The sequence below is a fragment of the Microbacterium sp. AK031 genome (genome assembly GCF_024807145.1).
Classification (GTDB): Bacteria; Actinomycetota; Actinomycetes; order Actinomycetales; family Microbacteriaceae; genus Microbacterium.
Map to the genome: position 1 here is coordinate 25,189 of NZ_JANUCA010000009.1, position 26,249 is coordinate 51,437.

Sequence of the window (26,249 nt, forward strand, 5' to 3'; positions counted from 1 at the left end):
GGCGCGCTCCGGGTTTCGGGGCGCCCGATCAGCGCATGCGCGCGACGGCGTGCGGATGCGTCGCCAGATACTCCTCGAACGCTTCGCGACTCGTGCGCGTGGGCGTGAATCCGAATTCGCGCTTCAACCGGGCGTTGGCGAGCACCGGTCGATATCGGAGGAAGGGCACCTTCTCGGGGCCGTGCTCCGTGAGGCGCAGCATCCGACCGACTCTGAGGAGCACAGCGAGCACGGACGCCGGGACGGTGAGCAGGGGCTTGCCGAGTCGTGATGCGATCTCGGGTACCGTCATCCGGCCGTCGCCCGCGACGTTGAAGATCCCCGCCGGGCCGTCTGTCGCTGCGCGCACCATGGCGGCAGCGACGTCATCCACCCACGCGAAGACGAACGGCGAGTCCGCCCCTGTGATCCGCAGGATGCGGCGCGCATCCCAGAGCGAAGTGATCTGATTCTGCACGGTGGGGCCCAGGATCGTGCCGATCCGGAAGATCACCTGCTCCAGTTCGGGATGCGATGACCTGTATTCGGTGAGCATCTCCTCGACCAGGCGCTTGTGCCGCGAGTACGGAAAAGCATCGTTGCCGCGCAGCGGCTGGTCCTCATCGATCCACTCGGGGTTGTCAGGGTGGTAGCCGTACGCCGCTCCGGAGCTGGAGACGACGACACGACGCACGCCGCTCTCGACACAGGCGGCGAGCACATTCGCCGACCCGGTGACATCCACCCGGTATTCGAGATGCACGTCGCGGCCCGGGTTCACGATCGCCGCGAGGTGCACGACGGTGTCGATGCGGTGTTCGCGGAGCACAGGACCGATCGCCGTGGGGTCCGTCACATCGAGCACGACGGGGAGCACGCCGGGCGACGTGACACCTTCCTTCAGATCGGCCGCCACGATCAGCTCGACGTCGCTTCGCGCAGCCAGCGCCGCTGCGACGTGCGATCCGAGGAACCCGCCACCGCCGGTGATGAGTACGCGCGTCAAGGCGTGGTCCCGGCTTCGAGGGTCGCGTTCCCCGTGCTGTCGCCGTTCGTCGAGCCGGTGCGCCGCTTCGTATGCCGCGCCCAGAGGCCGGCGAGGACCAGGCCTGCCACGATGTCCCAGATACCCCACCACCCGGCGACGATCGCCATGCCACCGAGGCCGCCGAAGAACGCGAAGACGAGTCCGAGTCCGAGCCCGGCGTTGCGGATGCCGACCTCGAAGGTCATCGCCTTGCGCTCCCTCGTGCCGAGGCCGCCGAGAACAGCTGTGCTGTAGCCGAGCGCGAGAGCGGTGGCATCGTGCACGGTCACCACGAGGATGACGATGCCGAGCACCGAGATGAACACCGCCCAATTGCCGACCAGCGCGCCGATGATGAATCCGACCAGCGCTAGCAGGCTGAACCACTTCACGAAGGGTTGCACACGGGCAGCGAACCCCGGGAGCTTCGCGCGCAGCAGCAATCCGATCGCGAAGGGCAGGCCCACGATGAGGAAGATCTCCAGCAGCATTTTCCACGGGTCCAATGCCACTTCGCGCAGCAGGTCACGGGCTGTCGGATGCAGTGATCCCCAGAACGCGATGCTCAGCGGCATCGCCACGATGTACACCAGGTTGCCTACCGCTGTCATGGACACCGACAGTGCGACGTTGCCTCCGGAGCGATGCGTGAGCACCTGCGAGATGTTCCCTGGTGGGCAACAGGCGACGAGGATCATGCCGAGCGCCATGGACGGCGTCACCGGCAGCACGAGGGTGAGCAGGAATGTCACGACCGGGAGCAGGAGGAGCTGGGCGAGGATCGCGATGATGAACGGCTTCGGATGCCGTGCTACCACGCGAAAGTCGCTGGGGGACGTGTCGAGGGCGATCCCGAGCATGATGAGCCCGAGCACGACGTTCAGGATCGTGAGGGTGCCCGGCGTGAAGCTCAGGACGACGTCATCGACGTTCACCGTGTTCGCTCCAGTGCGTCGCGCTCATGGCGCACTGCGGCGCGGTACGCGTGGTTGTTCACGTAGTACGCCATGCGATCGAGACCGAGGTAGTGGTAGCCGCCGGTGACATCCGGCCATGGACTGCCGGTCACACGTTCCCGGAACAGCTTCGCGTTCTCAGGAGACCTCTCGGATGCGGCGAGGTAGCTCGCCAGCAGCTCGGCCTGCTCGAATCGACCCTGCCATCCGATTCCGGATGCCTCGATCATTCCCATCATGTACAGGCCGTTGAAGGTTGCAGGGAACATGTTGAGGAACAGCCGTGGCGACGGGCCGCGCCAGTGCAGGTGCTCCCGATCGACGAACGGGTAGTCGAGACGGTACCCGGTTGCGAGCATGACGAGGTCGTAGTCACCGCTGGAACCGTCGCGGAACCGCGCGGTGTGCCCGTCGAACCGCTCGATGTCGGCGCGCACCCGCAGGTCGCCCTGACCGAGATGGTTCAGCACCATCGTGTTGACGATCGGGTGCGATTCGTAGATGCGATAGTCGGGCTTGGGGAATCCGAATCGCACCGGGTCGCCGGTGAACGCCTTCAGCACGCGGGAGTCCAGCGCCTGCTTGATGCGAGCGGGAAGCGGCCGCCCCTGATTGAGCGTGTCGCTGGGCTTGCCGAACAGATAGCGCGGCACGAAATAGTAGCCGCGGCGCACGCTCATGTCGATGGATGCCGCGTGGTGCACGGCATCCACTGCGAGGTCGCAACCGGAGTTCCCTGCACCGACGATGAGCACCCGCCGACCGTCCAGCTGCGCAGCACTCTTATATGCACTTGTGTGCATGAGTTCTCCATCGAACTCTCCGACGAATGACGGTACATTCGGCTCCGCGAGGGTGCCGATCGCGATGACGACGCCTTCATACCAGCGTGTGCTCGTGCCGTCAGGCCCCGTGGAAGTGAGATCCCATCCGCCGTCACGCGGTTCGAGGCGAGTGACGCGGGTGTCGAAACGGAACCGCGACGTGAGTCCGAAGTGATCCGCGTAGGAGCGGAAGTAGTCGCGCAGCACCCGATGACTCGGATAGTCGGCGTCGCTGTCCATCGGGAACTCGGCGAACTCGGTCGTCGTGCGTGATGAGATCAGGTGCGCTGACTCGTACATCGTACTGCGCGGGTTCGTGATGTCCCAGAGGCCACCGACGCCGTGCGACGCCTCGAAGCCGTCGATCTCGATGCCCTGCACCTGCAGCGCCCGCGCCGTGGCCAGGCCCGACGGCCCTGCGCCGATGACGGCGTATCTGCTCATGATGCTCCCCGCACGACGGTGTGTTCGATCTGTCGCCCCCCAGGCTCGATCGTAGCGGCATCGTCGTGCAGGAAGTCGTCAGATCGTGCGGAGCTCCTCTTGCCGTGCGGCGAACACCTCGTGCACGGCGTCGAAGAGCGGATGCTCCGGCTCCAGTCCGGTGATCGTCGCGGTGAGCACGTCCGCGTCCTCGCTGTGCAGCATCCGCTGAAGTTCTACGGACTGCTCATCAGAGGGATCGTCGAAGGCGATCGCGGCCGCGACGGCTGCGACCAGAGCCGAGGTCGACAGCCCTTGCTCTGCTGCCTGGATGGCCGGACCGATGAAGCGTTCGTTGCGTGAGAGCTTGCGCAGCGGCTGGCGCCCGACGCGCTGCACCGTGTCGACGAGTTCGGGGTTGCGGAAGCGTTCGAGGATCGTGGCGCGGTAGTCAGCGAGTTCCGCAGGATCCAGACCGTGCACGGCGCTGAGCACCGCCGACGTCTCCTCCAGTGCCGCGCCGACGCGTGCGGCGATCGACGGATCGGCGAGGGCGTCGGAGATGCGCTTGTGGCCCGCCTGCGCGCCGAAGTACGCGGTCGCCGCGTGGCCGGTGTTGACGGTGAACAGCTTGCGCTCGATGTACGGGCGGAGGTCGTCGACGAAGTGCGCGCCGGGGATGTTCGGCAGGTCGTCGCCGAATGGACCGGACTCGATCGCCCACTCGAAGTATGGCTCGACGGTGACATCGACGCCGCCGCCGGGGGGCTGCGCCGGCACGATGCGGTCGACGGCGGTGTTCGCGAACACCGCGCCATCCGCCGCCGACGGATCCAGCTTCTCGATCTCGGCGCGCAGCTGATCCGTCGCGCCGATCGCGTTCTCGCACGCCATGATCTTCAGCGGTGCGCGCTCGGGGGAGCGGCGAGTGAGGCCGGCGACTATCGCGGGTGCGATGAAGCGCAGCATGGTCGGACCGACGGCGCACGTCACGACGTCGGCGGTGGCCACCTCTTCGGCGACGGCATCCGGGTCCGTCTTGCTGTTCACGGCTCGATAACCGGTGACCACCCGATCGACACCGCCGGGGCCGGCCTCATGCACCGTGTACGACTCGGTGGCATTGATCGCGTCCACCAGTGCATCGGCGACATCCGAGAAGACGAGTTCGTAACCGCCCTCGTGCAGCAGCAGTCCAACGAAGCCACGGCCGATGTTCCCGGCGCCGAAGTGGACGGCTTTCATCCTTCGTTCACCGCCGACAGCAGTGCGTACAACTCGTCAGGTGTCTGGGCGGCATTGAGCTTCGCGACATCGTCCTCGTCCGAGAACAGGATCGCGATCTGGGAGAGGATCTCGAGGTGCTCGTCGCCCCGGCCGGCGATGCCGATCACGAATGTGGCGTTCTCTCCCGCCCAATCCACTCCGCCGTCGTAGCGCACGACGGAGAGACCGGAGTCCAGGATCGCCTCCTTCGTCTCGTTCGTGCCGTGCGGGATCGCAAGGCCGTTGCCCATGAACGTCGACACCGTCTCCTCGCGCTGACGCATCGCGTCGACGTAGGCAGGGGTGACGGCGCCGGCCGCGACGAGGATGTCTGTCGCCTCCTGCAGCGCCTCGTCCTGGGTGGCGGAGCCGGAGTGGATGCGGACCTGTCCGATTGACAGTACGGCCATGGTGTCTCCTTCTTTCGGGGTGTGTTGGCTTTCGAGGTGGGGCGGATGCCACGGCATCCGCCCCACCTCATCGACTATTCGCCGGATTCCTTCTGCTCGCGCACCATCTCGACGACCTCTTCATACTGCGGCGCATTCATGAAGTTGTCGACCGAGACGTGGATCGAGTTCGGGGACTTGCCCTTGGCGCGATCGGTCAGCTGCTGCTGAGTGATCACCAGGTCGGCGGTGCCGTCGAGGTTCGCGATCGCCGCGTTGGTGACCTTGACGTCCTCGATGCCGGCCTTCTTCAGCTTGTTGCGCAACACGCTCGCGCCCATCGCTGAGGACCCCATGCCCGCATCGCAGGCGAACACGATGTTCTGGATCGGTGCGGTAGCCGTCGAGATGGCCGCAGCGCCGCCGGCAGCAGCAGAGGCGGCGAGATTCGACAGATGCTCGGACTTCTTGCCCTTGTTCGCTTCGGTCTGTGCGATGGCTGCGCCGAACGTATCGCCTTCAGCGGCCAGGTCGCGCTTGCGAGATGCTCGCAGGATCACACCGGTGATCAGGAAGGTCACGACAGCTGCGATGACGACCGACAGGTAGACGACCAACAGGTTTCCGACACCGCCGCCGATGGCTGCCGCCGTCACGGCGATGATGCTGCCGGGAGCCGCCGGGAAGCCCAGACCGCCGCCGAGGAGCATGTTGGTCGTGACGCCTGCCGCACCGCCGGCGATCAGAGCGAGGATCGTGGTCGGCTTGCTCAGCGCGTACGGGAAGTAGATCTCGTGGATGCCGCCGAAGAACTGGATGATCGCCGCACCGGGTGCGGAGGCCTTGGCGACGCCGACGCCGAAGAACGTGAACGCGAGCAGCAGTCCGAGGCCGGGGCCGGGGTTGGCCTCGATCAGGAAGAGGATGGACTTGCCGTTCTCGGTCGCCTGCTCGATGCCGAGCGGCGTGAACACGCCGTGGTTGATGGCGTTGTTCAGGAACAGCACCTTGGCCGGCTCGACGATGATCGACACGAGCGGCAGCAGCTGCAGCGTCACGAGCCAGTCGACAGCGGCTCCGAGCACCGTGCTGATACCGAGCATCACCGGTCCGAACGCGAAGAACCCGGCGATCGCGAGGATCATGCCGAGGATGCCTGCGGAGAAGTTGTTCACCAGCATCTCGAACCCGGGGCGGATCTTGCCGTCCCAGAGCCGGTCCATCTGCTTGGTGATCCATGCCGCGAGCGGCCCCATGATCATCGCACCGAGGAACATCGGGATGTTGGTGCCGACGATGACGCCCATCGTGGCGATCGTCGCCACCACGCCGCCGCGTTCGGCATAGACCAGACGGCCGGCCGTGTTCGCGATCAGCAGGGGCAGCAGGTAGGTGACCATCGGGCCGACGAGCCCGACGTAGCCGAAGAAGTTGCCGCCGTCCCCCTCGGACAGCGCGGTCATCGCGCCCGGCCAGTTGATGAGCGCTGAGTCGCCGCCACCGCCGATGATCTCCGCAACGGGGGCCCAGTGCCATCCGAACGGACTGTCCGCGCCGAAGAACCCGGCGGGGATGAAGAGCATCGTGATGAATCCCCAGGCGATGAAGGCCGCGATGTTCGGCATGATCATTCCGGAGAGGAATGTGCCGAGTCTCTGCACTCCGACTCGGAGGCCGCCCTTCTTCGGGGCGGCGGTTGACGTCGTCGTCATGATGTCGTCTCTTTCTGGTGTGAAGGGAGGGCCGTGACGGCTTCAGCCACGGCATTGCGGGCACCTGCGGCATCATCTGCAGCAAGTGCCACCTCGGCGAGGTGCTTGGCCTCGTCGAGTGTGCGCTCGGAGAGCGCGAGTCGCACGTCGGCGAGGGCCGCCGACGCCATTGACAGACTTGTGACGCCGAGACCCACCAGCACAGCAGCCAGCAGCGGATCGGCTGCGGCTTCGCCGCAGATGCCCACCGGCTTGCCGAGGCGGGCGCCTGCGGCACCCACCTCGCCGACGAGGCGCAGCACCGCGGGGTGCCACGGGTCCTGGAAGCTTGCGACGGAGCCGAGCATGCGGTCAGCGGCCATCGTGTACTGCGTGAGGTCGTTGGTGCCGATCGAGGCGAAATCGGTGTGGGCGAGCACCCGATCGGCCAACAGTGCGGCGGCCGGGATCTCCACCATGACGCCTGCTGTCTTCACTCCGTATTCACGGGCGAGAGCGGTGAAGTACTTCGTCTCCTCCACCGTGGCCACCATCGGCGCCATGACCCACAGCTCGGCGTCGGTCTCGGCATCCGCCTCGGCGAGAGCGGTGAGCTGCTCTCGGAGGATGTCCTCGCTCGCGCGCAGGGACCGCAGGCCACGTAGCCCGAGGGCGGGGTTCTCCTCGTGGGCGTCGTTGAGGAACGCCAGCGGCTTGTCGGCACCCGCATCCAGCATCCGCACGACGACCTTCTTGCCGGGGAAGGCCGAGAGCAGTTCGCGATACGACTCCCGCTGCTGAGCCACCGTGGGCGCCTGAGCGGAGGAGAGGAACAGGAACTCCGTGCGGAACAGCCCGACGCCCTCGGCTCCGCGCGCAACGGCATCCGCGGCATCCGCCGGTTTGCCGAGGTTGGCGAGCAGCGCGATGGCCGTGCCGTCGGCGAGAGCGCCCGGGGTGAGCGGCGCGCTCTCCGCCGCGTCACGCGCTGCCGCGCGCTGACCGGCCTTCTCCAGTTGCTCGGCGTTCGGATCGGTCGTGACGACGCCGGATGCGGCATCCACGATGACGGTGGTGCCCGTCTCGAGAGTCGTGGCCTCCGTAGCACCGACGATGGCGACGATCCCCTTCTCCCTGGCGAGGATCGCCGTGTGCGAAGTCGGACCGCCATCGGTGGTGATCAGCGCCAGGACCTGCTCGAGGTTGAGCAGCGCGGTGTCCGCGGGTGCGAGATCGCGGGCGACGAGCACGAAAGGATGCCCCGGGTCCGGCACGCCGGGGGCGTCGAGGCCCCTGAGGTGCGCGAGCACGCGCTGTGCGATGTCGTCGAGGTCGGCTGCGCGCTCGCCGAGGTAGCCACCGACCGCCTCCAACGTGGCGCGGAATCCGGCGAAGGCGTCGTGCACAGCCCATTCGGCGGTGCCGCCGTCGTCGATGCGGGAATCGACCTCGTCCTGAAGGGTGGGATCCTCGGCGATCATGGCCTGCGCCTCGAGTACTTCCTGCGCAGCGCCTCCGGCAGTGTCCGCGCGCTGCTGCAGCTCGGCGGCGACGGCGGCGACGGCTTCCCTGGCGCGGGCGCGCTCCTCGTCAGCGCCGATCGTGCTCGGCGTGTTCTCGGGTGCAGGCAGCGGCTCTGCCATGCGGACGACGGGGCCTTGGGCGATGCCACGACCGACGCCAACGCCGCGCAACTCGGTCATCCGGCCGCCTCCTGGTCGTGATCGGTGGTCAACAGCTCGGTGAGCGTGTCGAGAACGCTCTCCGCGCCGTCTCCCTCGGCGGAGAGAGTCACGTAGTCGCCGTGCTCGACAGCGAGAGCGATGACGCCGAGGATGCTGGCGGCGTTGACGGGCTTGCCGGAATCCTTCGCGATGGTCACCGGGATCCCCGACTCCTTCGCCGCCTGCGCGAACAGCTTCGCCGGTCGTGCGTGCAGCCCGTGGGAGGATCCGATGCGGACGGTGCGTGAGATCGCGGTCATGATGTTCCTTTCGCAGGGGGCGGGGAATCGGAGAGAGTCGTGCGGGCGACGCCGAGAGTTCTGCTGCCGTCGCGATCGGCGAACACGTCGTCGGGGAGCACAGCGACAGGGCCGTGGGAGGCGGCGCGGATCGCGTCGAGTCGATCGGCGAGGTGCGGGCCGACGAGTACGAGGTCGGCGAATGCAGCGGAGACCGAGTTCTCGGTGCCGGCGGCGGTTTCCCAGTCGAGGCCGGCGGCGGATGCTGCGCGCCGCAGTCGTTGAGCGACGAATGTGCTGGACGCGCCAGCGCCGCACACCACCAGGATCTTCATCGATGCCACCTCTTCCTCCTCTCCATTCTGGGAACCCGCTGAGAGCGGCGCCACCAGGTTCCCTTCCGCCCCTGCGGAACCTTCCGCCTCGCCCCGTGGGGGCTGCCGTGCTGGCATCATGGGATCATGTCGCGTCAGCGCCAGGATCAGCTCCTGCAGACCCTGCTCCGGCAGGACGATTGGGCGACGGCCGCGAGTCTTGCCGATCTGTTCGGTGTGACGCCCCGCAGCATCCGCTCGTACGTCGCGGCTCTCAATGCGCGCGCAGCAGACGGCGACGCCGTCGAATCCGGGCCGGCCGGGTACCGGGCAGGAGCGGGCGCACACGCGACCCTGCGCCTGCGGGCGACGGGGGAGTCCGCCCCGCGCGACCGCCTGCACACGCTGGTGCGGATGCTGCTGGATGAATCCGACGGCATCGACGTCTACGCCACTGCGGAGCGGATGCACGTCAGCGAGGCGACGCTCGAGTCCGACCTCTCCCGTGTGCGAGGGCTGCTCGACGGCACCGATCTGCGACTGGAACGCGATCGCGAGATCGTTCGCCTGCGGGGCACGGAGATCGCGCAGCGCCGGCTGCTGAGCCGCCTCGCGCATGACGAGATGGATGCCGGATCATTCCATCCGGAGAGCATCCGCCGGGCGCTCACCGGCAGCGCCGTCGCCGCGCACGCTGTCGCCCCGTTCAAGACCGCCCTGGTTCGAGAACTCGGTGCTCTCGGGTACTACGTGAACGAGCTCGCGATCTCGGACGTGCTGCTGCATATCGCGATCGCCGCCGATCGGGTCTCAGCCGGGCGCGCGCTCGAGACGCCCCAGCCTGGGGCATCCGAGGAGATCTCGAAGCTGGGCGGCGTCATCACGCAGCTCGCGGCGGAGCACTTCGGCGTGGCCCTCGGCGGCGGGGACAGCGCGCACCTCGCGACCCTGGTGCTCACCAGGGCGATCGCACCGGGTCAGAGCTCAGGCCACGGTGCGGCGCGCAGCGGTGTCGATCACGCCGTCGAGGCCGCGGTGCGCGCCGAGATCGTGCAGGCGGCGGCGGACTACCAGGTCGACCTGGTCGATGAGGCGTTCATCCTGCGGCTGGCGCTGCACGTGCAGAACCTGCTGCGCCGCGCAGAGGAGCGGGCCTGGACGCGCAATCCGCTCACACGCTCGCTGAAGTCTTCGTATCCGATGATCTTCGAGGTGGCGGTGTCGATCGCGAGCGGTCTGCATGACCGGCTCGGCGCGCCGATCCACGACGATGAGATCGCCTACATCGCGATGCACATCGGTGGACGCCTGGAGCGCAGCCGCAAGGCAGAGTCGATCCTCACCGCCACGATCGTGTGCCCCGGCTACTACGAATTGCACGAGCTGCTGCGTTCGAGCGTCGACCGCTCGTTGGGGTCGTCGGTGGAGGTGACCAGCGTCGTCACGAGCGTCGACCCCGAATGGGCGGCGATCGACACCGACCTGGTGCTGACCACGATCGAGCCAGGCGCGACCGGTGACCGCTACGTGCGCATCCAGCCGTTCCTCACCGACGCCGACGTGGAGCGCGTATCGCAGGCCGCAGCACGCATGCGTCGCGGACGCCGCCTCACGCGCCTGCGGGAGGAGCTGTCACGCTACTTCGTCGCGGATGCGTTCGTGCGCCCGCTGCCGGATGAGGGGGAGGAGGCCGTCATCCGCAGACTCGGCGGGCTCCTGACAAGCGCCGGACTCATCGCAGACGACTACGTCGAGAACACGATCGTCAGAGAGCGGATGTCATCGACCGCCTTCACAGATGCTCTGGCAGTCCCCCACGCGCTGCAGATGACCGCGCAGCGCACCGCGATCGCCATCGGAGTGGCGGACGGGTCCGTGGCGTGGGGGGAGGGCCGAGTGCAGGTCGTCGCGCTCGCCGCATTCAGCGAAAGCGATCGAGCGGCATTCCAGACGGTCTTCGAGCAGCTGGTCGAGGTGTTCAGCGAGCGAGAGAGCGTGCAGCGGATCGTCCGCCGTGGCATGACCTTCGAGGCGTTCCTCGACGAGCTCGTGGCCGTGATCGACGGCTGAGTCGATCAGTCCTGTCGCGCGAGCACTCCGACAAGCGACTCGAGCACAGCGTCGGCCGTCGGAGACTCCGCGGTCGACAGCACGACTTCATCACCGCGTGAGAGTGCGAGATCCATCACCGCCAGCACGCTGCTGAGGTCCACCTCGGTGCCGCTCGTGGTTCGCAGCACGATCGGACCCTCGTGGGCCTGCGCGAGACGCACGAGTTCGGCGACAGGACGGGCGTGCACCCCGTTGTGCGCGCTGATGATCACATGTCGGGTCGGCATACAGCGATGCTAGCTGTGCTCAGGAGCGCTCCTCCAGCAGCGTGCGCACCCCGGCCTCGAGATCCGCGACCGCGCGTCGGGATTCCTCCGCCGAATCGGCTCGCGCGTCGATGTACACCTTGAGCTTCGGCTCTGTGCCGCTGGGACGCACGATCACGCGTGAGCCATCGGAGAGGCGGTAGCGCAGAACGTCACCGGATGGCTGTCCGTCCGGCGCCTGCAGGAGATCCTCTGCGGAGTCGATCGCCGTGCTTCCGATGCGCGTCGGCGGCAGCGTGCGCAGCGTGAGCATGATCTTGTCGATGACCGAGAGATCATCCACGCGCACAGACACCTGACCGCTGGCGAAATGACCGTAGGTGTCGCCGAGCTCGGTGACGAGCGTCGCGAGTGTCACCCCGCGCTCGCGTGCCTCCGCCGCGAGTCCAAGCACGGCGACCGCAGCCGAGATCCCGTCCTTGTCTCTGACGGTCTCGGGATTCACCAGGTATCCCAGTGCCTCCTCGAATCCGAACACCATCCCCGGCGCACGCGAGATCCATTTGAAGCCGGTCAGCGTCTCGTGGAAGTCCAGCCCGTGGTGCGCGGCGATCGCACCGAGGCCCGGCGAGGACACCAACGAGCACGCCAGCGACGCCCCCGGCGTGCCTTGCGCGGCCCGTGCCGCGCGAGCACCCAGCAGAAGCCCGACCTCGTTGCCGCTCAGGCGGCGCCAGCCGCCCTCGACGGACTCATCGGAGATCGCGACGGCCAGCCGATCGGCATCCGGATCGTTCGCCAGGATGAAGTCGGCGCGTGTACGCCGGGCGGCGGCGTACGACAGATCCATCGCGCCCGGCTCCTCCGGGTTCGGGAAGGACACGGTGCGGAAGGTCGGGTCCGGGTGCAGCTGTTCGCCGACCGTCTTCGGCTGCGGGTAGCCGGCCGTGCGCAGAATGCGGGAGAAGGTCTCCCAGCCCACGCCGTGCATCGCGGTGTAGACCCAGTTGAGGTCCTTCGCCGACTCCTGGGCGGGCGCGACGGCAGCCGTCTCGCGAATGTACGCGGAGACGACATCCTCGGACGCCAACTCGTATGACGTCGAGCGGGGCAGAGCGGTGACGTCGGAGCCGTCCGCCACGCTGCGGATGCGAGCGGCGATCTCGGCGTCTGCCGGCGCGACGATCTGCGACCCGGCGTGCGCTCCGCCCAGGTACACCTTGTAGCCGTTGTCGTCCGGCGGATTATGGCTGGCGGTCACCATCACGCCGGCATCCGCATCGAGATGCCGGACCGCGAACGCGAGCACGGGGGTCGGCAGCAGCCGCGGTAGCAGTATGGTTCGAAGCCCCGCGCCGGCGAAGAGCTCGGCCGAGTCGAGCGCGAAGCGCCGGGAGTTGCGGCGTGCGTCATAGCCGACCACGACGGTCGGGGTGCCGTGCACGCGCTCGCGCAGATACGCCGCGAAGCCGGCCGCGGCCTGAGCGATCAGCACACGGTTCATCCGATTGCTTCCTGCTCCGAGTGCGCCCCGCAGACCCGCGGTGCCGAACGCGAGGCGTGTGCTGAAGCGATCATCCAGATCGGCGATCGCGGCAGCATCGCCGGATGCCGCGCGGGTGACGATGCCGGCGAGCTCGTCCCGAGTCGCCGCATCCGGATCCTGGCGCAGCCACGCACGCGCCTGCGCCAGCCGCTCCTCCGCCTGCTCGCTCACAGCGCCTCCACCACTCGCGCCAGCAGCGCCGAGATCACCGGCTCGGCCTCGCGACCGGCCTCGATGACCTCGGCGTGACTCAGCGGCGTCTTCTGGATGCCGGCGGCCAGGTTCGTGATCAGTGAGAAGCCCAGGATCTCCATGCCTGCTTCGCGAGCGGCGATCGCTTCGAGCGCCGTCGACATGCCCACGATGTGTCCGCCGATGGCCTTCGCCATCTGCACTTCGGCCGGCGTCTCGTAGTGGGGTCCGCGGAACTGCGTGTAGACGCCCTCGTCCAGCGACGGGTCGACGTTGCGGGCGATGTCGCGCAGCCGCGCCGAATACAGGTCGGTGAGGTCGACGAAGTTCGCGCCCTCCAAGGGGGAGTCCGCCGTCAGGTTGACGTGGTCGCTGATGAGCACCGGCTGGCCGGGCTTCCACGTCTCGCGGATGCCGCCTGCACCGTTGGTGAGCACCATGATCCTCGCCCCTGTGGCGGCCGCGGTGCGCACGCTGTGCACGACGCGGCGCACTCCGTGGCCTTCGTAGTAGTGGGTGCGGGCGCCGATCACCAGCACGCGCGTGCCGGTGGGGGTGAGGATGCTGCGAAGCGTTCCGACGTGTCCCTCGAGCGCGGGCTTCGAGAAACCGGTCGCTTCGGTGGCAGGGATCGTGGCGACTGTCTCTCCGAGCAGGTCGGCGGCCTTGCCCCATCCGCTTCCGAGAGTGAGGGCGATGTCGTGCTTCTCAACGCCGCTGAGCCGCGCGATGTCTGCGGCTGCGAGGGCTGCGACCTGGAACGGGTCGGCGTTCGGATCGTCGAGAGGGTTGTCGTGAATGTCGGTCATGGATCCACTCTAAGGAGTGGTGACGGTGACACACTCAGGATTGCGGAAGAATGGGAGTCATGTCTTCCACTCCATTCGAGCGCACTCAGCGGGTTGCCGTCCTCGGCGGCGGTCCCGGCGGTTACGAAGCGGCGCTCGCCGCTGCCCAGCTCGGTGCCGAGGTGACACTCGTGGAGCGCGTCGGCGTCGGAGGCTCGGCGGTGCTCACCGACGTGGTGCCGTCGAAGAGTCTGATCGCCACGGCCGACGCGGCTGTCGCGATCTCTGAGGCGAGTGACCTCGGAGTGCAGTTCTACGCGAAGGGCGCAGGCGGGAAGCCGCTCAAGCCCGAGATCGCGATCAACCTCGCTGCGGTCAACAAGCGTCTGCTCGCTCTCGCGGGGCAGCAGTCGGAGGATATGCGCGAGACGCTGCTCGAGGCCGGCGTTCGCATCCTGTCCGGTCACGGGCGGCTCGAGGGCGCCAACGCGATCGTGGTCGCCACCGGCCCCGGCGGCACCGACTTCGATCGCGTCGAGGCCGACACCATCATCGTGTCGGTCGGCGCATCACCGCGCGAGCTCGACAGCGCGAAGCCGGATGGCACGCGCATCCTGACCTGGACGCAGCTGTACGATATGAAGGCTCTGCCCGAGCACCTCATCGTGGTCGGCTCCGGCGTCACCGGGGCGGAGTTCGCCTCCGCATACATGAACCTCGGCGCCAAGGTGACGCTCGTCTCCAGTCGCGATCAGGTGCTGCCCGGTGAGGATCAGGATGCTGCGCGGGTGCTGGAGAAGGTCTTCAAGCGAGGCGGCATGACTGTGCTGTCCAAGTCACGCGCCGACAAGGTGGAGCGCACCGACACCGGTGTGCTCGTGACGCTCTCAGACGGGCGTACCGTCGAGGGCAGCCACTGTCTGATGGCGGTCGGCTCGATCCCCAACACCGCGGGGGTCGGTCTGGAAGAGGCGGGCGTCGAGCTCACGGAGTCGGGTCACGTACGCGTCAACCGCGTCGCCCGCGCCTCAGTGCCGAACATCTACGCCGTCGGCGACTGCACGAACTTCATGCCGCTGGCATCCGTCGCATCCATGCAGGGACGCACCGCCGTGTTCCACGCGCTGGGCGACATCGTCATCCCGCTCGAGAAGATCAAGGTCACCTCGAACATCTTCACCGCCCCCGAGATCGCCACGGTCGGCTGGGGTGAGAAGGACGTCGAGGACGGCGTGGCCGACGGGCTCGTATACAAGCTGCCGCTGGCCGCTAACCCGCGCGCGAAGATGATGGGCATCAAGGATGGCTTCGTGAAGATCATCGCCCGCAAGGGCTCAGGCACCGTCATCGGCGGTGTCATCGTGGCGCCGAAGGCATCGGAGCTGATCTATCCGATCGCCGTGGCCGTGGAACGTCGCCTCACGGTCGACCAGGTCTCACGCGTGTTCGCCGCCTACCCGTCGCTGTCTTCGAGCATCACGGATGCGTCCCGCGCGATGCACCTGGTGAACATCAGCTAGATCTTCGACCCTTCGACAGGCTCAGGGATCGAACCGGCCGATGAGCCTGTCGAAGCGTTCGTGTCAGGAGATCAGCAGCAGCTGATGGCCCGAAGAGACCGTGGTGCCGGCAGTCGCATTGATGCCGCCGATCACGCCGTCCTTGTGCGCCTGCAACGGCTGCTCCATCTTCATCGCCTCGAGCACGACCACCAGATCGCCCTTGACGACGTGCTGACCCTCTTCGACTGCGACCTTCACGACCGTGGCCTGCATGGGCGACTTCACGGCGTCGCCCGAGGCGCCGGCCGAAACCGAAGTGGCGTGGCTGCGCCGTGATGGTGGTACGGCGGCCGGGCGGCCGGAGACGCCGCTGGCCACCGCGACGCGGTCAGGCAGGCTGACTTCGAGGCGCTTGCCTGCGACCTCGACGACCACGGTGTGGCGGCTCTCAGGGGACGAGGGGGCCTCCAGCTCGCCGTCCCAGGCGGGGATGTCGTTGTCGAACTCGGTCTCGATCCAGCGGGTGAAGATGCCGAAGGTGCCGTTCTCCGCAGTGAAGGCGGGATCGCGCACCACCTTGCGGTGGAAGGGGATGACGGTCGGGAGCCCGGCGACCTCGAACTCGTCCAGGGCGCGGCGGGCGCGCTCGAGCGCTTCGGCGCGGTCGCGACCTGTGACGATGATCTTCGCCAGCAACGAGTCGAATGCCCCCGAGACGGCGTCGCCGGCCGTTACGCCGGAATCCAGGCGGATGCCGGGGCCGCCGAACGTCTTGAAGACATGGATGGGGCCGGGCTGGGGGAGGAACCCTCGCCCAGGGTCCTCGCCGTTGATGCGGAACTCGAACGAGTGGCCAGTGGGCGTCGGGTCGTCGTAGTCGATGGTGCCGCCGGCCGCGATGCGGAACTGCTCGCGCACCAGATCGATGCCGGTGATCTCTTCGGAGACGGGGTGCTCGACCTGCAGGCGGGTGTTCACCTCGAGGAACGACACCGTGCCGTCGGCGCCGATGAGGAACTCGCAGGTGCCGGCGCCGACGTAGCCGACCTCTTTGAGGATCGCCTTGGACGACTCGTAGAGCTGACGGTTCTGCTCTTCGGTGAGGAAGGGCGCCGGAGCCTCTTCCACGAGCTTCTGGTGGCGGCGCTGCAGTGAACAGTCGCGGGTGGAGATGACGACGACGTTGCCTTCGGCATCCGCAAGGCACTGCGTCTCGACGTGACGCGGCTTGTCGAGGTACTTCTCCACGAAGCACTCGCCACGGCCGAAGGCCGCAACGGCTTCGCGGGTCGCCGACTCGAACAGCTCGGCGACCTCGTCGAGTTCACGCGCGACTTTGAGCCCGCGCCCGCCACCGCCGTAGGCGGCCTTGATGGCAATCGGCAGACCGAACTCCTTCGCGAATGCGACGACCTCGTCTGCGGTCTCGACAGGACCGGGAGTGCCCGGAGCGAGCGGCGCGCCGACCTTCTCGGCGACGTGGCGTGCGGTGACCTTGTCTCCGAGCGACTCGATCGCCTCGGGCGACGGACCGATCCAGATCATGCCTGCGCCGATCACGGCGCGTGCGAACTCGGCGTTCTCGGCGAGGAAGCCGTAGCCGGGGTGGACGGCGTCGGCGCCGGCGCGGCGAGCGATGGAGAGGATCTTGTCGATCTGCAGGTAGGTGGTGGCGCTGGTGTCGCCGTCGAGGGAGTACGCCTCGTCTGCGAGACGGGCGTGCAGCGCGTCGCGATCCTGGTCGGCGTAGACGGCGACGGAGCCGATCCCGGAGTCACGGGCGGCGCGGATGATGCGTACGGCGATCTCGCCGCGGTTCGCGATGAGGACCTTGGCGATAGCAGGCATGAATGTCAGCCTAGCGAGATCGACGTCGATAATTTTGACGGCTCTCCACAAGAAACTCGCGAGAACGTGGCGGGATCTCTACGAGCGGGGTCCCTATGACCAGAGATCCGTCCACGTGACGCCCAGTTCGGCGGCGAGTCGGCGGATCGTCGAAAGGGACATGCCGACGACCGTCGACGGATCGCCCTCGACGCGGGTGATGAACGCGCCGCCGAGACTGTCGACCGTGAACGCGCCGGCGACGTGCAGCGGCTCGCCGCTCGCGACGTAGGCGGCGATCTCGCCGTCTGTGATGTCATCGGCGAAGGTGACGGATGCCTCGGCGATGGCTGTGGCTTCCCGTGGTTCGGCGCCGGGTCGTACGTGGAACACGGAGTGCCCGGAGTGCAGGATGCCGGTCGCCCCGCGCATCTCGTGCCACCGCCGGGTCGCCTCCTCCGGTGTGTAGGGCTTGCCGTACACACGGCCGTTCAGCTCGAACATCGAATCGCCGCCGATCACGAGTCCATCGAAATCGGGTTCCTCCGACGAGAGGCGATGCGCCACGTCTGCTGCCTTGGCACGTGCGAGCAGCAGCACGAGCTCGGCGGGCGGGAGGTCGGCGCCTCGCTCTGCTCCGGCCGCGGCGGCGATGGCGTCCTCGTCCGTCTGCGGGGCGCGGGTGAGCGGCTCGATCCCGGCCTGGCGCAGCAGCATGAGACGAGCGGGGGAGGTGGAGGCCAGGCATACACGCATGTCCATCACCGTATCCTGGAGGGATGACTTCTTCTGCGGGCCAGACGCTCGACCTCGACATCACCGGTATCGCGCACGGTGGCACCTTCATCGCCCGTCACGAAGGTCGTGTGGTGTTCGTCTCGGATGCCGTTCCCGGTGAGCGCGTTCGTGCCCGCGTGACCGATGGTGCGAAGTCGTCGTTCTGGCGGGCCGAGACGATCGAGGTGCTCGAGGAATCGCCGCATCGCCGGCCGCATGTGTGGAAGGAAGCCGACGTCTCGCGTGAGCCGGCGGACCGGGCCGGAGGCGCGGATCTCGGACACATCGACCTCGCGCATCAGCGCACGCTCAAGCGTCAGGTGCTCACCGAGGCGCTCGACAAGTTCGCCGGCTCCGGTCTCGAAGCCCCTGAGATCATGCCGATCGACGACAGCGATGGCACCGGCTGGCGCACCCGCGTCTCGCTGCATGTGGACGATGACGGCGTGGTCGGACCCTTCGCGGCACGCAGCCACCGGGTGATCCCAGTGCAGTCGCATCCGCTGGCACGTCGCCGCGTCGCGGCCGAGGCGCTCTCCTTGCGCAACGCCAAGCCCGGTCGCATCGACCTCGTGCAGGACGCAGACGGCAAGGTGCACGTCATCCGCCGCCCGGCCCGAGGCAAGCGTCCGGCATCCGAGGTCATCAAGGAGCAGGTGGGGGAGCGCACCTTCCGTGTGGACGTCGACGGGTTCTGGCAGGTTCACGCCCGCGCCGCCGACACGCTCGACACCGCGGTGCGCTCGGTCCTCGAGGGCCGCATCGATCCTGCCAAGACGCACCTCGACCTGTACGGCGGGGTGGGGCTCTTCGCCGCCTCGCTCGCAGAGCTGGGAGCGACCGACCTCGTCACGGTGGAATCGAGCAGCCGCGCGACCGAGCACGCGAAGCACAATCTCGACCCGTTCGACGTCGCCGCCGTCACCGACCGCGTCGATCGCTATCTGACTGGGCTTCCATCGGGAATGCAGGCAGGCGCCGTCGTGCTGGATCCGCCGCGCGCGGGTGCAGGACGCGTCGTCGTGGAGGGCGTGCACGCCCTCAACCCCGATGCGATCGTCTATGTCGCCTGCGATCCGGTGGCTCTGGCCCGCGATCTCGGCACATTCCGTGGTCTCGGCTGGAACGTCGAGTCTCTGCAGGGGTTTGACCTGTTCCCGCACTCGCATCATTTCGAGGTCATCGCGCTGCTCAGCCGGTGAGTTCTCAGCCGATCGATAGGGTGGAGCCATGAGCAGGGTCGCACTCATCGATGATCACGAGTCCGTTCGTCTCGGGCTCGAGCTCGCATGCGAGCGCGACGGTGCACAGACGGTCGTCTTCTCCGGCAGCACGGTCGGCTCGTATCTCGGCTGGCGCGCCGCGACGAGCTCCGCTCCGGCTGATGTCGTCGTGCTCGATCTCACGCTCGGAGACGGCACCACGGTGACCGAGAACGTGGGCACTCTCGTCGCGGACGGTGCCAGCGTCGTGATCCACAGCGTCGCCGATCGCCCTGCTGCGGTGCGTGAAGCGCTCGCCGCCGGTGCCGCCGGTGTCGTGAGTAAATCCTCCGCGTTGGATGACGTGCTCGATGCGATCCGCACGGTTGCACGTGGCGAAGCGCTCAACAACGTCGAATGGGCGAGCGCTGTCGAGGGCGACCGCGCTTTCGCGGACGCGCAGCTGTCGGTCCGTGAGCGTGAGGTGCTGCGCCTGTATGCCGCCGGATTGCCGCTGAAGGTCGTGGCTGAGCGGCTCGGCGTCGCATATTCCACGGCGAAGGAGAACATCACCCGTGTGCGGGTGAAGTACGTCGAGGTCGGTCGGCCAGCACCGACCAAGGTCGACCTGCTGCGCCGCGCGATGGAGGACGGAATCGTGGCGGCCGACGGGGCCACGAATGTCGGCTGACACCGTCCTCGGGGACGCCTGGAGTCGGATTCCGTCGCCGGGCACTGCAGATACAGCGTTCGAACGCTTCACCGGGAAGCGGATGGAGCGCATCCTCGCAACGGTCGTGGCCATCGGCTCCGCTGCGCTGGGGACGCAGGCGATGTTCGCCGCTGTCGGAAGCATGTCGGCTGGGAGCTCTGCCGTTCATGTCGTCCTGCTGGTCATCGTGTACATCCCGTTGATCGCGATGCTGGTCGCGTGTGTGGTCGGCCGCGGGGCGCGGCTGACCTCAGGGGCCTTCGCCGTCGTCTATCTGGTGGCACTGGCGATCTGGCCGCTCACGGTGGGCGCCGGCGATCATCGAGCGATCAACCAGCCGTGGATCTTCTTCCTGGTGAACGTCGGTGTGGCGGCGGCGATGCTCGCGTTCCCCGTCCGCATTCAGATGATCTGGGCCATCTGTGTTCCTCTCGTGTACGGGTACGTACGCCTCGTTGAGGGCGAGTTCACCGGATCGTTCTGGACGAGCACGGCGTTCGATGTCTCATTCACGCTGATCCTCGGCGTGGTCATCCTCTCCCTCGGATGGATGTTCCGCTCCGTCGCTGCCGGTGTCGATGATGCGCGCGGGCGAGCTGTCGCCTCATACGCGGGTGCCGCTGCCGCCGCCGCGGCGGAGGAGGAGCGCGTGGCCATGGCGGCGCTCATGCACGACAGCGTGCTCGCGGCCCTGATCGCGGCCGAGCGGGCCGACACCGATCGCGCGCGTGACCTGGCCGTAGCCATGGCACGAGAGGCTCTGACGCGCCTCGCCAATACGGAGGCAGCGGTGGCGCACGAAGGCAGCGATGAGCCGGTGGGCACGGCGCAGATCGTCATCGAGATGCGCAGAGCGCTGTCGGAGCTCGGGGCGGATGCGATCGTCGAAGAGCGCGGATCTGCTGGCCTCGTTCCCGGTCGCGTCGCTCGCGCTGTGGTGCTGGCCGGGCGGCAGGCGATCGGCAACGCGGTCACCCACGCTCACGGCAGGGGGCTGCACCTCATCGTGGAAGGACGCGACGACGAGGGGCTCACAGTGACGGTGACGGATGCCGGCGATGGTTTCGACATCGACGCGATCGGTGAGGACCGGCTCGGCATCCGTGCATCCATCGTCGCGCGGATGGCGGGCGTCGCGGGCACTGCCACGATCGATTCCGACGACGGCGGCACCACTGTCGTTCTGGGGTGGATGCGCGAATGAACCGCTCTGTCCGTAGCGTCGCGACCTCGCTCGCGGTCGGCTTCGCCGTGTACTTCGCGGCGCGAGCCGTGTGGTGGACAGTGCAGCCCGCCGTTCCGCTGCTCATGGTGGCGGCGATCCTCCTGTATCTGGTCGTCATGGTGGCGACGGTGCTGCTCGAGATGCCGAAGGGCCCGCAGCTGCCGCGGTGGTGGGCTGCCGTCGCAGTCGTCGCCGCTGCGCTGATCCCCTTCATGGCGAGCGGATCCATGCCGCTCGCATACCGGACGGCTCCGTTCGCGACATGGTACATCGGTGCTCTGGGGCTGCTCGCTGTCGTGTGCATCGTCCGCAGACGCATCATCGCCGGGTGGCTGGTGCTCGCAGCGCTCACCGTCTCGTCGACTGTCTGCCTCGGTCCGATGGTGTCGCTCGAGTTGGGGTTGGTCGGCTCGATGATGTGGACGGTCGTGGCGCAGCTCCTCGTTCTGTTCTGGGACCGTGCGGTGCGCGACACCGAGCATCTGGCGGATATCCAGCAGGCGGTATCGGCATGGCACGCGACTCAGCTCGTGCGCCAGCGTGAGCGCCGTGTCCGCGTGAAGTACGCTCTCGGAGTCGCAGGCCCGGTGCTCACCAGGACCGTTGCGGCTCATGGGCGTCTCACGGATGAGGAGCGCCTGGAGGCGCGACTCGCTGAGGGGCGGTTGCGCGACGAACTGCGAGGCGCGAGCCTGCTCAATGACGCGGTGCGCGACGCGATCCAGCAGGCGCGGCTGCGCGGGGCGACGGTGACCGTCTTCGATGAGGGCGGTCTGGATGAGCTGGATGAGGATCGCCGGACGCAGATCCGCGACGAGCTTGCTCGTGTCCTCAGGAGCGCCGAGGCGGGTCGGGTGATCATCCGTGCGGCGCGTGATCCGCAGACCGCCGTGACGGTAGTGGGCCGCTCCGGTTCGGGCGATTCGTCGGATGAGGACTCTGTCGGGCTGTGGCACGAGATTCCGCGAGAATCCGCAACGGATGCCGCGCGCGCCAGCAGCAGCGACTGAGAACTCCGAGTCGAGAAGTCCGAAGCTTTGAGATGGGCAAGCTTTTAGATGGGCGAGGGGCGGCGAAGCCGCCCGCCCCTCGCCAGGTGCGATGCAGTTACCCGAAAACTGACCGCAGGTGGTCGATCACCGTCTGCCTACCCTGGGGCAAAGAGACCGACCGAACGCGAAGCGTTGATCTAATTCTGCTGCGGTGCGTGCACGTTGTCTGTAGGTATTTTGGGGGACAAGGATTCGTCCTCCCTGCAAGCGCGGAGCTCAGCCCGAGAAACGTCCCCAGGGGATGTCGCGGCGTAGCGGCGTGCGCAGCGGACGTCGGGTGCGCTGCCACGCTGAGATCCGCGGTTCCTCGGCGACAGCATCCGCCGTCTCGGTGCTGTAGGCGTCGCTGACGACGGCCACGAGTGCAGCGAGCTCTTCTTCGCTGGCGGCGCCGCGGATGATCCGCACGTCGGCTGAGGGTTGGTCCGGTGCGGTCACAGCGGGATGTTCCCGTGCTTCTTCGGCGGAAGGTCACTGCGCTTGCCGCGGAGCGATCTCAGCGCCTTGGCGATCGAGACGCGCGTGTTCGCAGGTTCGATGATGCCGTCGATCTCACCGCGTTCTGCGGCGAGGAACGGTGAGGTGACGCTGTAGGTGTACTCATTCGCGAGGCGGGTGCGGACCGCTTTGACGTCTTCGCCGGCCTCTTCCGCCTTCTTGATCTCGCCGCGGTAGAGGATGTTGACCGCACCCTGGCCGCCCATGACGGCGATCTCGGCCGTGGGCCATGCGAGGTTGACGTCTGCGCCGAGCTGCTTGGAGCCCATGACGATATAGGCGCCGCCGTAGGCCTTGCGGAGGATCACGGTGACCAGCGGCACAGTCGCCTCAGCGTAGGCGTAGATGAGCTTCGCGCCACGCCGGATGACGCCCGTCCACTCCTGGTCGGTGCCGGGAAGATAGCCGGGCACGTCGACGAGAGTGACGATCGGGATCGAGAAGGCGTCGCAGAAGCGCACGAAACGGCTGGCCTTCTCTCCGGCTTCGATGTTCAGCGTTCCTGCCATCTGCGATGGCTGGTTGGCGATGATGCCGACCGAGCGCCCTTCGACGCGGCCGAAGCCGATGACGATGTTCGGGGCGAACAGCGGCTGCACTTCGAGGAAGTCATCGTCGATGACGTGGTCGATGACCGTGTGGATGTCGTAGGGCTGGTTGGCGGAGTCGGGGATGATCGTATTCAGTGTGCGATCAGCATCCGTGGTCTCCCATTCGAAGTCGCTTTCATAACCGGGGATCTCGGCCATGTTGTTGTCGGGCAGGAAGCCGAGCAGCGTGCGCGCATAATCGATCGCGTCGTCCTCGTCTTCAGCGAGGTAGTGCGCGACGCCCGAGCGGGTGTTGTGGGTGAGGGCGCCGCCGAGTTCTTCCATGCCGACGTCTTCGCCGGTGACGGTCTTGATGACGTCGGGGCCGGTGACGAACATCTGGCTGGTTTTGTCGACCATGATGACGAAGTCGGTGAGGGCGGGGCCGTAGACGGCGCCGCCGGCGGCCGGGCCCATGATGATCGAGATCTGCGGGATGACGCCGGAGGAGCGCGTGTTCAGGCGGAAGATCTCGCCGTACTTGCTGAGGGCGAGCACGCCTTCTTGGATGCGGGCGCCGCCGGAGTCGAGGATGCCGATGACCGGGATGCCGCCTTGGAGTGCGTACTCCATGATCTTGATGATCTTGTCGCCGGACACCTCGCCGAGGGAGCCGCCGAAGGTGGTGAAGTCTTGGGAGTAGACGGCGACGGTGCGGCCGTGGATGGTGCCGATGCCGGTGACGACCGAGTCGCCATACGGGCGATTGCGGTCCATGCCGAAGGAGGTGGTGCGGTGGCGCACGTACTCGTCGAATTCGACGAAGCTGCCGGGGTCGACGAGCAGTTCGATGCGCTCGCGGGCGGTCATCTTGCCTTTGGCGTGCTGCTTCTCCTTCGCCTTCGTCTCGGCGTCGACCACTGCTTCGCTGTAGCGCGCGCGGAGGTCGGCGATCTTGCCGGCGGTCGTGGAGAGGTCAGGGGTGTCCGTCACGGATTCCACACTAGCGGCGGGGAGCGGGGTCACGTTGGATGCTCGCCACAACGGGTTGGTCGATCCTTTGGTGAGAGTGGCTGGCTGCCAGTGCGCCGTGTTCATGCCGAGGGCGCAGCCGTACCCATCACAAGACGAATCGCCACACGTACTCCAATCCGTCGACGGGGCGGAACCATGCGACCGTGATCACCGTCTCATCCGGATCAGTTGCGCACAGGCACAGTTCGATCTCCTCGGTCGGCAGCACCTGACCCCACAGTTGCGTGCGCGCGATAATGTCACCGCTGTCGCGGAACACGCGTACGAAGTCTGCGGCCTCCCGGCCATCGTTGACGACGATCGGATGAGTCGCGTCGGCCCGCATCACCCGCCAGGGCACGCGGTACGCAGGCGGCGGCGGCAATTCGTTCGGATCGACGGGTCTCAACATGACCCTGACGGTAGGAGCGGCATCCGACGCCTTGGTCCGGCTCAGCCGGCCGCATCCATGATCGGTGGGGAATGCTCAGATATCGGAGTCGGTGGAGACGGAGTCGCCTGCGCCGAGTGCCTTGCGATTGCGATGCGTGAGGTCGCTGACCTTGTGACCGACCCACCCTGCACCCCGGGCCACTGTCCCGGCAGCGCCGGCCACAGCAGACCCGGCGTACCGCGCTCCGCGCAGCATCCGAGTCTCGATCTTCTCGGTACCCGTCACGGGCTCGAGCTCGGCAGGTAGTGCCGCCGGTGCCACGCCGAACGCGCGACGCGACGTGGTGAGCACGCGCCTGCCGAGGAGGTGGTTGCCCGCACCGCCGACCGCAGCTCCGACGCCGAACGGCAGCGCCTTGCCGAGGAAGGACGCGCCGCCTGCCGCCGCGAAATGCCTGACGAACATCGTCTTGAGCCGGTCCACGACAGGACCCACCGCCGCACGGGGGAGCGACTTGGTCACGAGCTCGCCCCAGTACGATGAACGGCTCGTTCCGCGGTCCGTGGCCTGCCTCGCGAGCTGGCCGACCAGGTCGACGCCCTCCTTGCCGAGCATCAGCGTCATCACCAGCGCCCGCGCGCGATCGGGATTCTCGATCGCGATGCCATGAACCTCCGCGAGCGACTGGGCGAACAGCGCTGTCGACTCCACGAATCCGACGGTCTCCACTCCTGAGAGCGCCAGCGTGATACCGGTTCCGATACCGGGGACGACAGCTGTCGCTCCGACCGCCGCGCCACCCGTGGTGACGGCCGCGAGATACCGGCGCTCGAGAATGCGCACGAGCTGATCGGGCGTGGCCTGCGGATTGCGCAGTCGGATGCTGCGGATGTGAGCCAGCACGAGCGGGCGCTGAATCGCGAGCACTCGATCAAGACCGCGCACCGCGGCCGGATGCTCGTCCGAGCCCACGGGCGGGACGCTCTTCTCCCAGGCGGAGTCGTCTGGGAGGGAATGTATCTTGTGCACCTTCTTAGCCACAGCACGATCTTAGATACGACGGCAGGGAGAAAGCAGAGAGCCGCGCACTTCGGAAGGGCGCGGCTCTCTGGAGATCGAAGGTCAGACGAACAGATTCGCCCGCTCGAGGTCTTCGGCGAAGTCGACCTCGACGGCGTACAGGTCCGAGACGTCCATCGGCTCGAGCAGCAGACCGTCTTCTGCGATCGCCAGCTCGAGGCCGCGCTCGAAGTAGTCCTGGTCCTCGACGCGCTGCAGCTGACGAATGAACGCCTTCTTGTTCGCGGACGAGATGTAGTTGATTCCGACAGCCTCACCGAGGCCGCCCTTGACGGTCTTCGACAGCTCGTTGATGAAGCCCTCTGCGGTGACGGTGTACTTGACCTCTTCGTCGCTCACCTTGGACGTGTTGACCGTGACGAAGGACTGGTCGCGCTCGATGAACTCGATCGCGCGCCCCAGGATGCGGGGGTCGAAGACCACGTCGCCGTTCATCCAGAGCACGCCACTCTTACCCGTGACGTTGAGTGCGCGCAGCAGGCTCTTGGAGGTGTTGGTCTCGTCGTAACGCTCGTTGTGCACGTAGTTCACGTGCGGGAACGCCTCGATGATCGTCTCGGCCCGGTACCCGACGACGGCGGTGATGCGGGCGTCGCTGCCGAAAGCGGCACGGATGTTCTCGTGCTGCTGCTGCATGATCGTGCGTCCGTCGCTGAGCTCGGTCAGCGGCTTAGGAAGGGCGCGGCCGAGGCGCGAGCCCATGCCGGCGGCAAGAATGACGGTCTGAAGAGTCACGAATACTCCTTAAAGAGAAATCTGT

At 67.3% G+C, this 26,249-nt stretch carries 25 protein-coding genes; 6 read left to right on the forward strand and 19 right to left on the reverse strand.

What is annotated here, in order from left to right:
* Positions 1-28: 28 nt before the first annotated feature.
* The 9 genes from HDC95_RS15160 to HDC95_RS15200 all read right to left on the reverse strand — a co-directional run bounded on the left by HDC95_RS15160 (position 29) and on the right by HDC95_RS15200 (position 8,853).
* Positions 29-985 carry an SDR family oxidoreductase gene (locus HDC95_RS15160; protein ID WP_259064469.1) on the reverse strand — a complete coding sequence of 319 codons (957 nt, stop codon included), beginning with the start codon at positions 983-985 and terminating at the stop codon, positions 29-31.
* A complete protein-coding gene (locus tag HDC95_RS15165) occupies positions 982-1,941 on the reverse strand; it encodes a bile acid:sodium symporter family protein (RefSeq protein WP_259064470.1) in 960 nt (319 codons plus the stop codon). Before HDC95_RS15165 ends, HDC95_RS15160 begins: the two co-directional genes overlap by 4 nt.
* Positions 1,938-3,230 (reverse strand): NAD(P)/FAD-dependent oxidoreductase, encoded by a 1,293-nt coding sequence (locus HDC95_RS15170; protein ID WP_259064471.1) that lies wholly within the window; start codon positions 3,228-3,230, stop codon positions 1,938-1,940. The genes HDC95_RS15165 and HDC95_RS15170 overlap by 4 nt, the downstream gene beginning before the upstream one ends.
* Positions 3,231-3,308: 78 nt before the next feature.
* Positions 3,309-4,454, reverse strand: a complete 1,146-nt coding sequence (locus tag HDC95_RS15175; protein WP_259064472.1) for a mannitol-1-phosphate 5-dehydrogenase — start codon at positions 4,452-4,454, stop codon at positions 3,309-3,311.
* Positions 4,451-4,885: a PTS sugar transporter subunit IIA gene (locus tag HDC95_RS15180; RefSeq protein WP_259064473.1), complete on the reverse strand. Its 435-nt coding sequence runs from the start codon at positions 4,883-4,885 to the stop codon at positions 4,451-4,453. Before HDC95_RS15180 ends, HDC95_RS15175 begins: the two co-directional genes overlap by 4 nt.
* Before the next feature lie 74 nt (positions 4,886-4,959).
* A complete protein-coding gene (locus HDC95_RS15185) occupies positions 4,960-6,576 on the reverse strand; it encodes a PTS mannitol transporter subunit IICB (protein WP_259064474.1) in 1,617 nt (538 codons plus the stop codon).
* Entirely contained in the window at positions 6,573-8,258 is a 1,686-nt protein-coding gene (ptsP, locus tag HDC95_RS15190; RefSeq protein WP_259064475.1) for a phosphoenolpyruvate--protein phosphotransferase, read from the reverse strand. The genes HDC95_RS15185 and ptsP overlap by 4 nt, the downstream gene beginning before the upstream one ends.
* Positions 8,255-8,539: an HPr family phosphocarrier protein gene (locus HDC95_RS15195; protein WP_259064476.1), complete on the reverse strand. Its 285-nt coding sequence runs from the start codon at positions 8,537-8,539 to the stop codon at positions 8,255-8,257. The genes ptsP and HDC95_RS15195 overlap by 4 nt, the downstream gene beginning before the upstream one ends.
* Positions 8,536-8,853, reverse strand: a complete 318-nt coding sequence (locus HDC95_RS15200; RefSeq protein ID WP_259064589.1) for a PTS sugar transporter subunit IIB — start codon at positions 8,851-8,853, stop codon at positions 8,536-8,538. Before HDC95_RS15200 ends, HDC95_RS15195 begins: the two co-directional genes overlap by 4 nt.
* A gap of 126 nt (positions 8,854-8,979) precedes the next feature.
* Between HDC95_RS15200 and HDC95_RS15205 the strand changes: the two genes are divergently transcribed.
* On the forward strand, positions 8,980-10,902 hold the full coding sequence (locus tag HDC95_RS15205) for a transcription antiterminator (protein ID WP_259064477.1): 1,923 nt from the start codon (positions 8,980-8,982) through the stop codon (positions 10,900-10,902).
* Positions 10,903-10,907: 5 nt separating this feature from the next.
* On the opposite strand, the gene HDC95_RS15210 is transcribed toward HDC95_RS15205, so the two are convergent.
* Genes HDC95_RS15210 through HDC95_RS15220 form a run of 3 tightly spaced genes read right to left on the reverse strand, consistent with a single transcriptional unit; the run spans position 10,908 to position 13,697 of the window.
* Entirely contained in the window at positions 10,908-11,171 is a 264-nt protein-coding gene (locus HDC95_RS15210; RefSeq protein WP_259064478.1) for an HPr family phosphocarrier protein, read from the reverse strand.
* Positions 11,172-11,190: 19 nt separating this feature from the next.
* A complete protein-coding gene (locus HDC95_RS15215) occupies positions 11,191-12,867 on the reverse strand; it encodes a phospho-sugar mutase (protein WP_259064479.1) in 1,677 nt (558 codons plus the stop codon).
* Positions 12,864-13,697: a purine-nucleoside phosphorylase gene (locus tag HDC95_RS15220; RefSeq protein WP_259064480.1), complete on the reverse strand. Its 834-nt coding sequence runs from the start codon at positions 13,695-13,697 to the stop codon at positions 12,864-12,866. Before HDC95_RS15220 ends, HDC95_RS15215 begins: the two co-directional genes overlap by 4 nt.
* Positions 13,698-13,747: 50 nt before the next feature.
* Between HDC95_RS15220 and HDC95_RS15225 the strand changes: the two genes are divergently transcribed.
* Complete coding sequence (locus HDC95_RS15225; RefSeq protein ID WP_259064482.1) at positions 13,748-15,196, forward strand: NAD(P)H-quinone dehydrogenase; 1,449 nt, start codon at positions 13,748-13,750, stop codon at positions 15,194-15,196.
* A gap of 63 nt (positions 15,197-15,259) precedes the next feature.
* Here HDC95_RS15225 and HDC95_RS15230 read toward each other — a convergent pair whose 3' ends face one another.
* Both HDC95_RS15230 and HDC95_RS15235 read right to left on the reverse strand, forming a co-directional pair.
* The gene (locus tag HDC95_RS15230) at positions 15,260-17,026 is read right to left on the reverse strand and encodes a biotin carboxylase N-terminal domain-containing protein (protein ID WP_259064483.1); all 1,767 of its coding nucleotides are present in this window, start codon (positions 17,024-17,026) and stop codon (positions 15,260-15,262) included.
* A gap of 93 nt (positions 17,027-17,119) precedes the next feature.
* Positions 17,120-17,761 carry a nucleoside triphosphate pyrophosphatase gene (locus HDC95_RS15235; RefSeq protein WP_259064591.1) on the reverse strand — a complete coding sequence of 214 codons (642 nt, stop codon included), beginning with the start codon at positions 17,759-17,761 and terminating at the stop codon, positions 17,120-17,122.
* Positions 17,762-17,784: 23 nt separating this feature from the next.
* Here HDC95_RS15235 and HDC95_RS15240 point away from each other — a divergent pair, with 23 nt between their 5' ends.
* From HDC95_RS15240 to HDC95_RS15255, 4 genes are read left to right on the forward strand one after another with little or no spacing between them, the layout of a single operon-like run.
* The gene (locus tag HDC95_RS15240; RefSeq protein ID WP_259064484.1) at positions 17,785-18,984 is read left to right on the forward strand and encodes a class I SAM-dependent RNA methyltransferase; all 1,200 of its coding nucleotides are present in this window, start codon (positions 17,785-17,787) and stop codon (positions 18,982-18,984) included.
* A 28-nt stretch (positions 18,985-19,012) separates the two neighbouring features.
* Positions 19,013-19,675 carry a response regulator transcription factor gene (locus tag HDC95_RS15245; protein WP_259064485.1) on the forward strand — a complete coding sequence of 221 codons (663 nt, stop codon included), beginning with the start codon at positions 19,013-19,015 and terminating at the stop codon, positions 19,673-19,675.
* Positions 19,665-20,900 carry a sensor histidine kinase gene (locus HDC95_RS15250; RefSeq protein ID WP_259064486.1) on the forward strand — a complete coding sequence of 412 codons (1,236 nt, stop codon included), beginning with the start codon at positions 19,665-19,667 and terminating at the stop codon, positions 20,898-20,900. Before HDC95_RS15245 ends, HDC95_RS15250 begins: the two co-directional genes overlap by 11 nt.
* Entirely contained in the window at positions 20,897-21,931 is a 1,035-nt protein-coding gene (locus HDC95_RS15255) for a hypothetical protein (RefSeq protein WP_259064487.1), read from the forward strand. The genes HDC95_RS15250 and HDC95_RS15255 overlap by 4 nt, the downstream gene beginning before the upstream one ends.
* Positions 21,932-22,189: 258 nt before the next feature.
* Here HDC95_RS15255 and HDC95_RS15260 read toward each other — a convergent pair whose 3' ends face one another.
* The 5 genes from HDC95_RS15260 to HDC95_RS15280 form a co-directional block, all read right to left on the reverse strand.
* On the reverse strand, positions 22,190-22,411 hold the full coding sequence (locus tag HDC95_RS15260; RefSeq protein WP_259064488.1) for an acyl-CoA carboxylase subunit epsilon: 222 nt from the start codon (positions 22,409-22,411) through the stop codon (positions 22,190-22,192).
* On the reverse strand, positions 22,408-24,003 hold the full coding sequence (locus HDC95_RS15265) for an acyl-CoA carboxylase subunit beta (protein ID WP_259064592.1): 1,596 nt from the start codon (positions 24,001-24,003) through the stop codon (positions 22,408-22,410). The genes HDC95_RS15260 and HDC95_RS15265 overlap by 4 nt, the downstream gene beginning before the upstream one ends.
* A gap of 118 nt (positions 24,004-24,121) precedes the next feature.
* The gene (locus HDC95_RS15270) at positions 24,122-24,427 is read right to left on the reverse strand and encodes a hypothetical protein (protein ID WP_259064489.1); all 306 of its coding nucleotides are present in this window, start codon (positions 24,425-24,427) and stop codon (positions 24,122-24,124) included.
* Positions 24,428-24,502: 75 nt separating this feature from the next.
* Positions 24,503-25,450, reverse strand: coding sequence for a hypothetical protein (locus HDC95_RS15275; protein WP_259064490.1), 948 nt, complete (start codon positions 25,448-25,450; stop codon positions 24,503-24,505).
* Between the two features lie 81 nt (positions 25,451-25,531).
* Complete coding sequence (locus HDC95_RS15280; RefSeq protein ID WP_259064491.1) at positions 25,532-26,224, reverse strand: phosphocholine cytidylyltransferase family protein; 693 nt, start codon at positions 26,222-26,224, stop codon at positions 25,532-25,534.
* Between the last annotated feature and the right edge of the window lie 25 nt (positions 26,225-26,249).

Excerpts from the sequence above, each read along its gene's own strand:
- HDC95_RS15170 (WP_259064471.1), bottom strand. The coding sequence starts at position 3,230 with ATGAGCAGATACGCCGTCATCGGCGCAGGGCCGTCGGGCCTGGCCACG.
- HDC95_RS15175 (WP_259064472.1), bottom strand. The coding sequence starts at position 4,454 with ATGAAAGCCGTCCACTTCGGCGCCGGGAACATCGGCCGTGGCTTCGTT.
- HDC95_RS15180 (WP_259064473.1), bottom strand. The coding sequence starts at position 4,885 with ATGGCCGTACTGTCAATCGGACAGGTCCGCATCCACTCCGGCTCCGCC.
- HDC95_RS15185 (WP_259064474.1), bottom strand. The coding sequence starts at position 6,576 with ATGACGACGACGTCAACCGCCGCCCCGAAGAAGGGCGGCCTCCGAGTC.
- ptsP (WP_259064475.1), bottom strand. The coding sequence starts at position 8,258 with ATGACCGAGTTGCGCGGCGTTGGCGTCGGTCGTGGCATCGCCCAAGGC.
- HDC95_RS15195 (WP_259064476.1), bottom strand. The coding sequence starts at position 8,539 with ATGACCGCGATCTCACGCACCGTCCGCATCGGATCCTCCCACGGGCTG.
- HDC95_RS15200 (WP_259064589.1), bottom strand. The coding sequence starts at position 8,853 with ATGAAGATCCTGGTGGTGTGCGGCGCTGGCGCGTCCAGCACATTCGTC.
- HDC95_RS15205 (WP_259064477.1), top strand. The coding sequence starts at position 8,980 with ATGTCGCGTCAGCGCCAGGATCAGCTCCTGCAGACCCTGCTCCGGCAG.
- HDC95_RS15210 (WP_259064478.1), bottom strand. The coding sequence starts at position 11,171 with ATGCCGACCCGACATGTGATCATCAGCGCGCACAACGGGGTGCACGCC.
- HDC95_RS15220 (WP_259064480.1), bottom strand. The coding sequence starts at position 13,697 with ATGACCGACATTCACGACAACCCTCTCGACGATCCGAACGCCGACCCG.
- HDC95_RS15225 (WP_259064482.1), top strand. The coding sequence starts at position 13,748 with ATGGGAGTCATGTCTTCCACTCCATTCGAGCGCACTCAGCGGGTTGCC.
- HDC95_RS15230 (WP_259064483.1), bottom strand. The coding sequence starts at position 17,026 with ATGCCTGCTATCGCCAAGGTCCTCATCGCGAACCGCGGCGAGATCGCC.
- HDC95_RS15235 (WP_259064591.1), bottom strand. The coding sequence starts at position 17,761 with ATGCGTGTATGCCTGGCCTCCACCTCCCCCGCTCGTCTCATGCTGCTG.
- HDC95_RS15240 (WP_259064484.1), top strand. The coding sequence starts at position 17,785 with ATGACTTCTTCTGCGGGCCAGACGCTCGACCTCGACATCACCGGTATC.
- HDC95_RS15245 (WP_259064485.1), top strand. The coding sequence starts at position 19,013 with ATGAGCAGGGTCGCACTCATCGATGATCACGAGTCCGTTCGTCTCGGG.
- HDC95_RS15250 (WP_259064486.1), top strand. The coding sequence starts at position 19,665 with ATGTCGGCTGACACCGTCCTCGGGGACGCCTGGAGTCGGATTCCGTCG.
- HDC95_RS15255 (WP_259064487.1), top strand. The coding sequence starts at position 20,897 with ATGAACCGCTCTGTCCGTAGCGTCGCGACCTCGCTCGCGGTCGGCTTC.
- HDC95_RS15270 (WP_259064489.1), bottom strand. The coding sequence starts at position 24,427 with ATGTTGAGACCCGTCGATCCGAACGAATTGCCGCCGCCGCCTGCGTAC.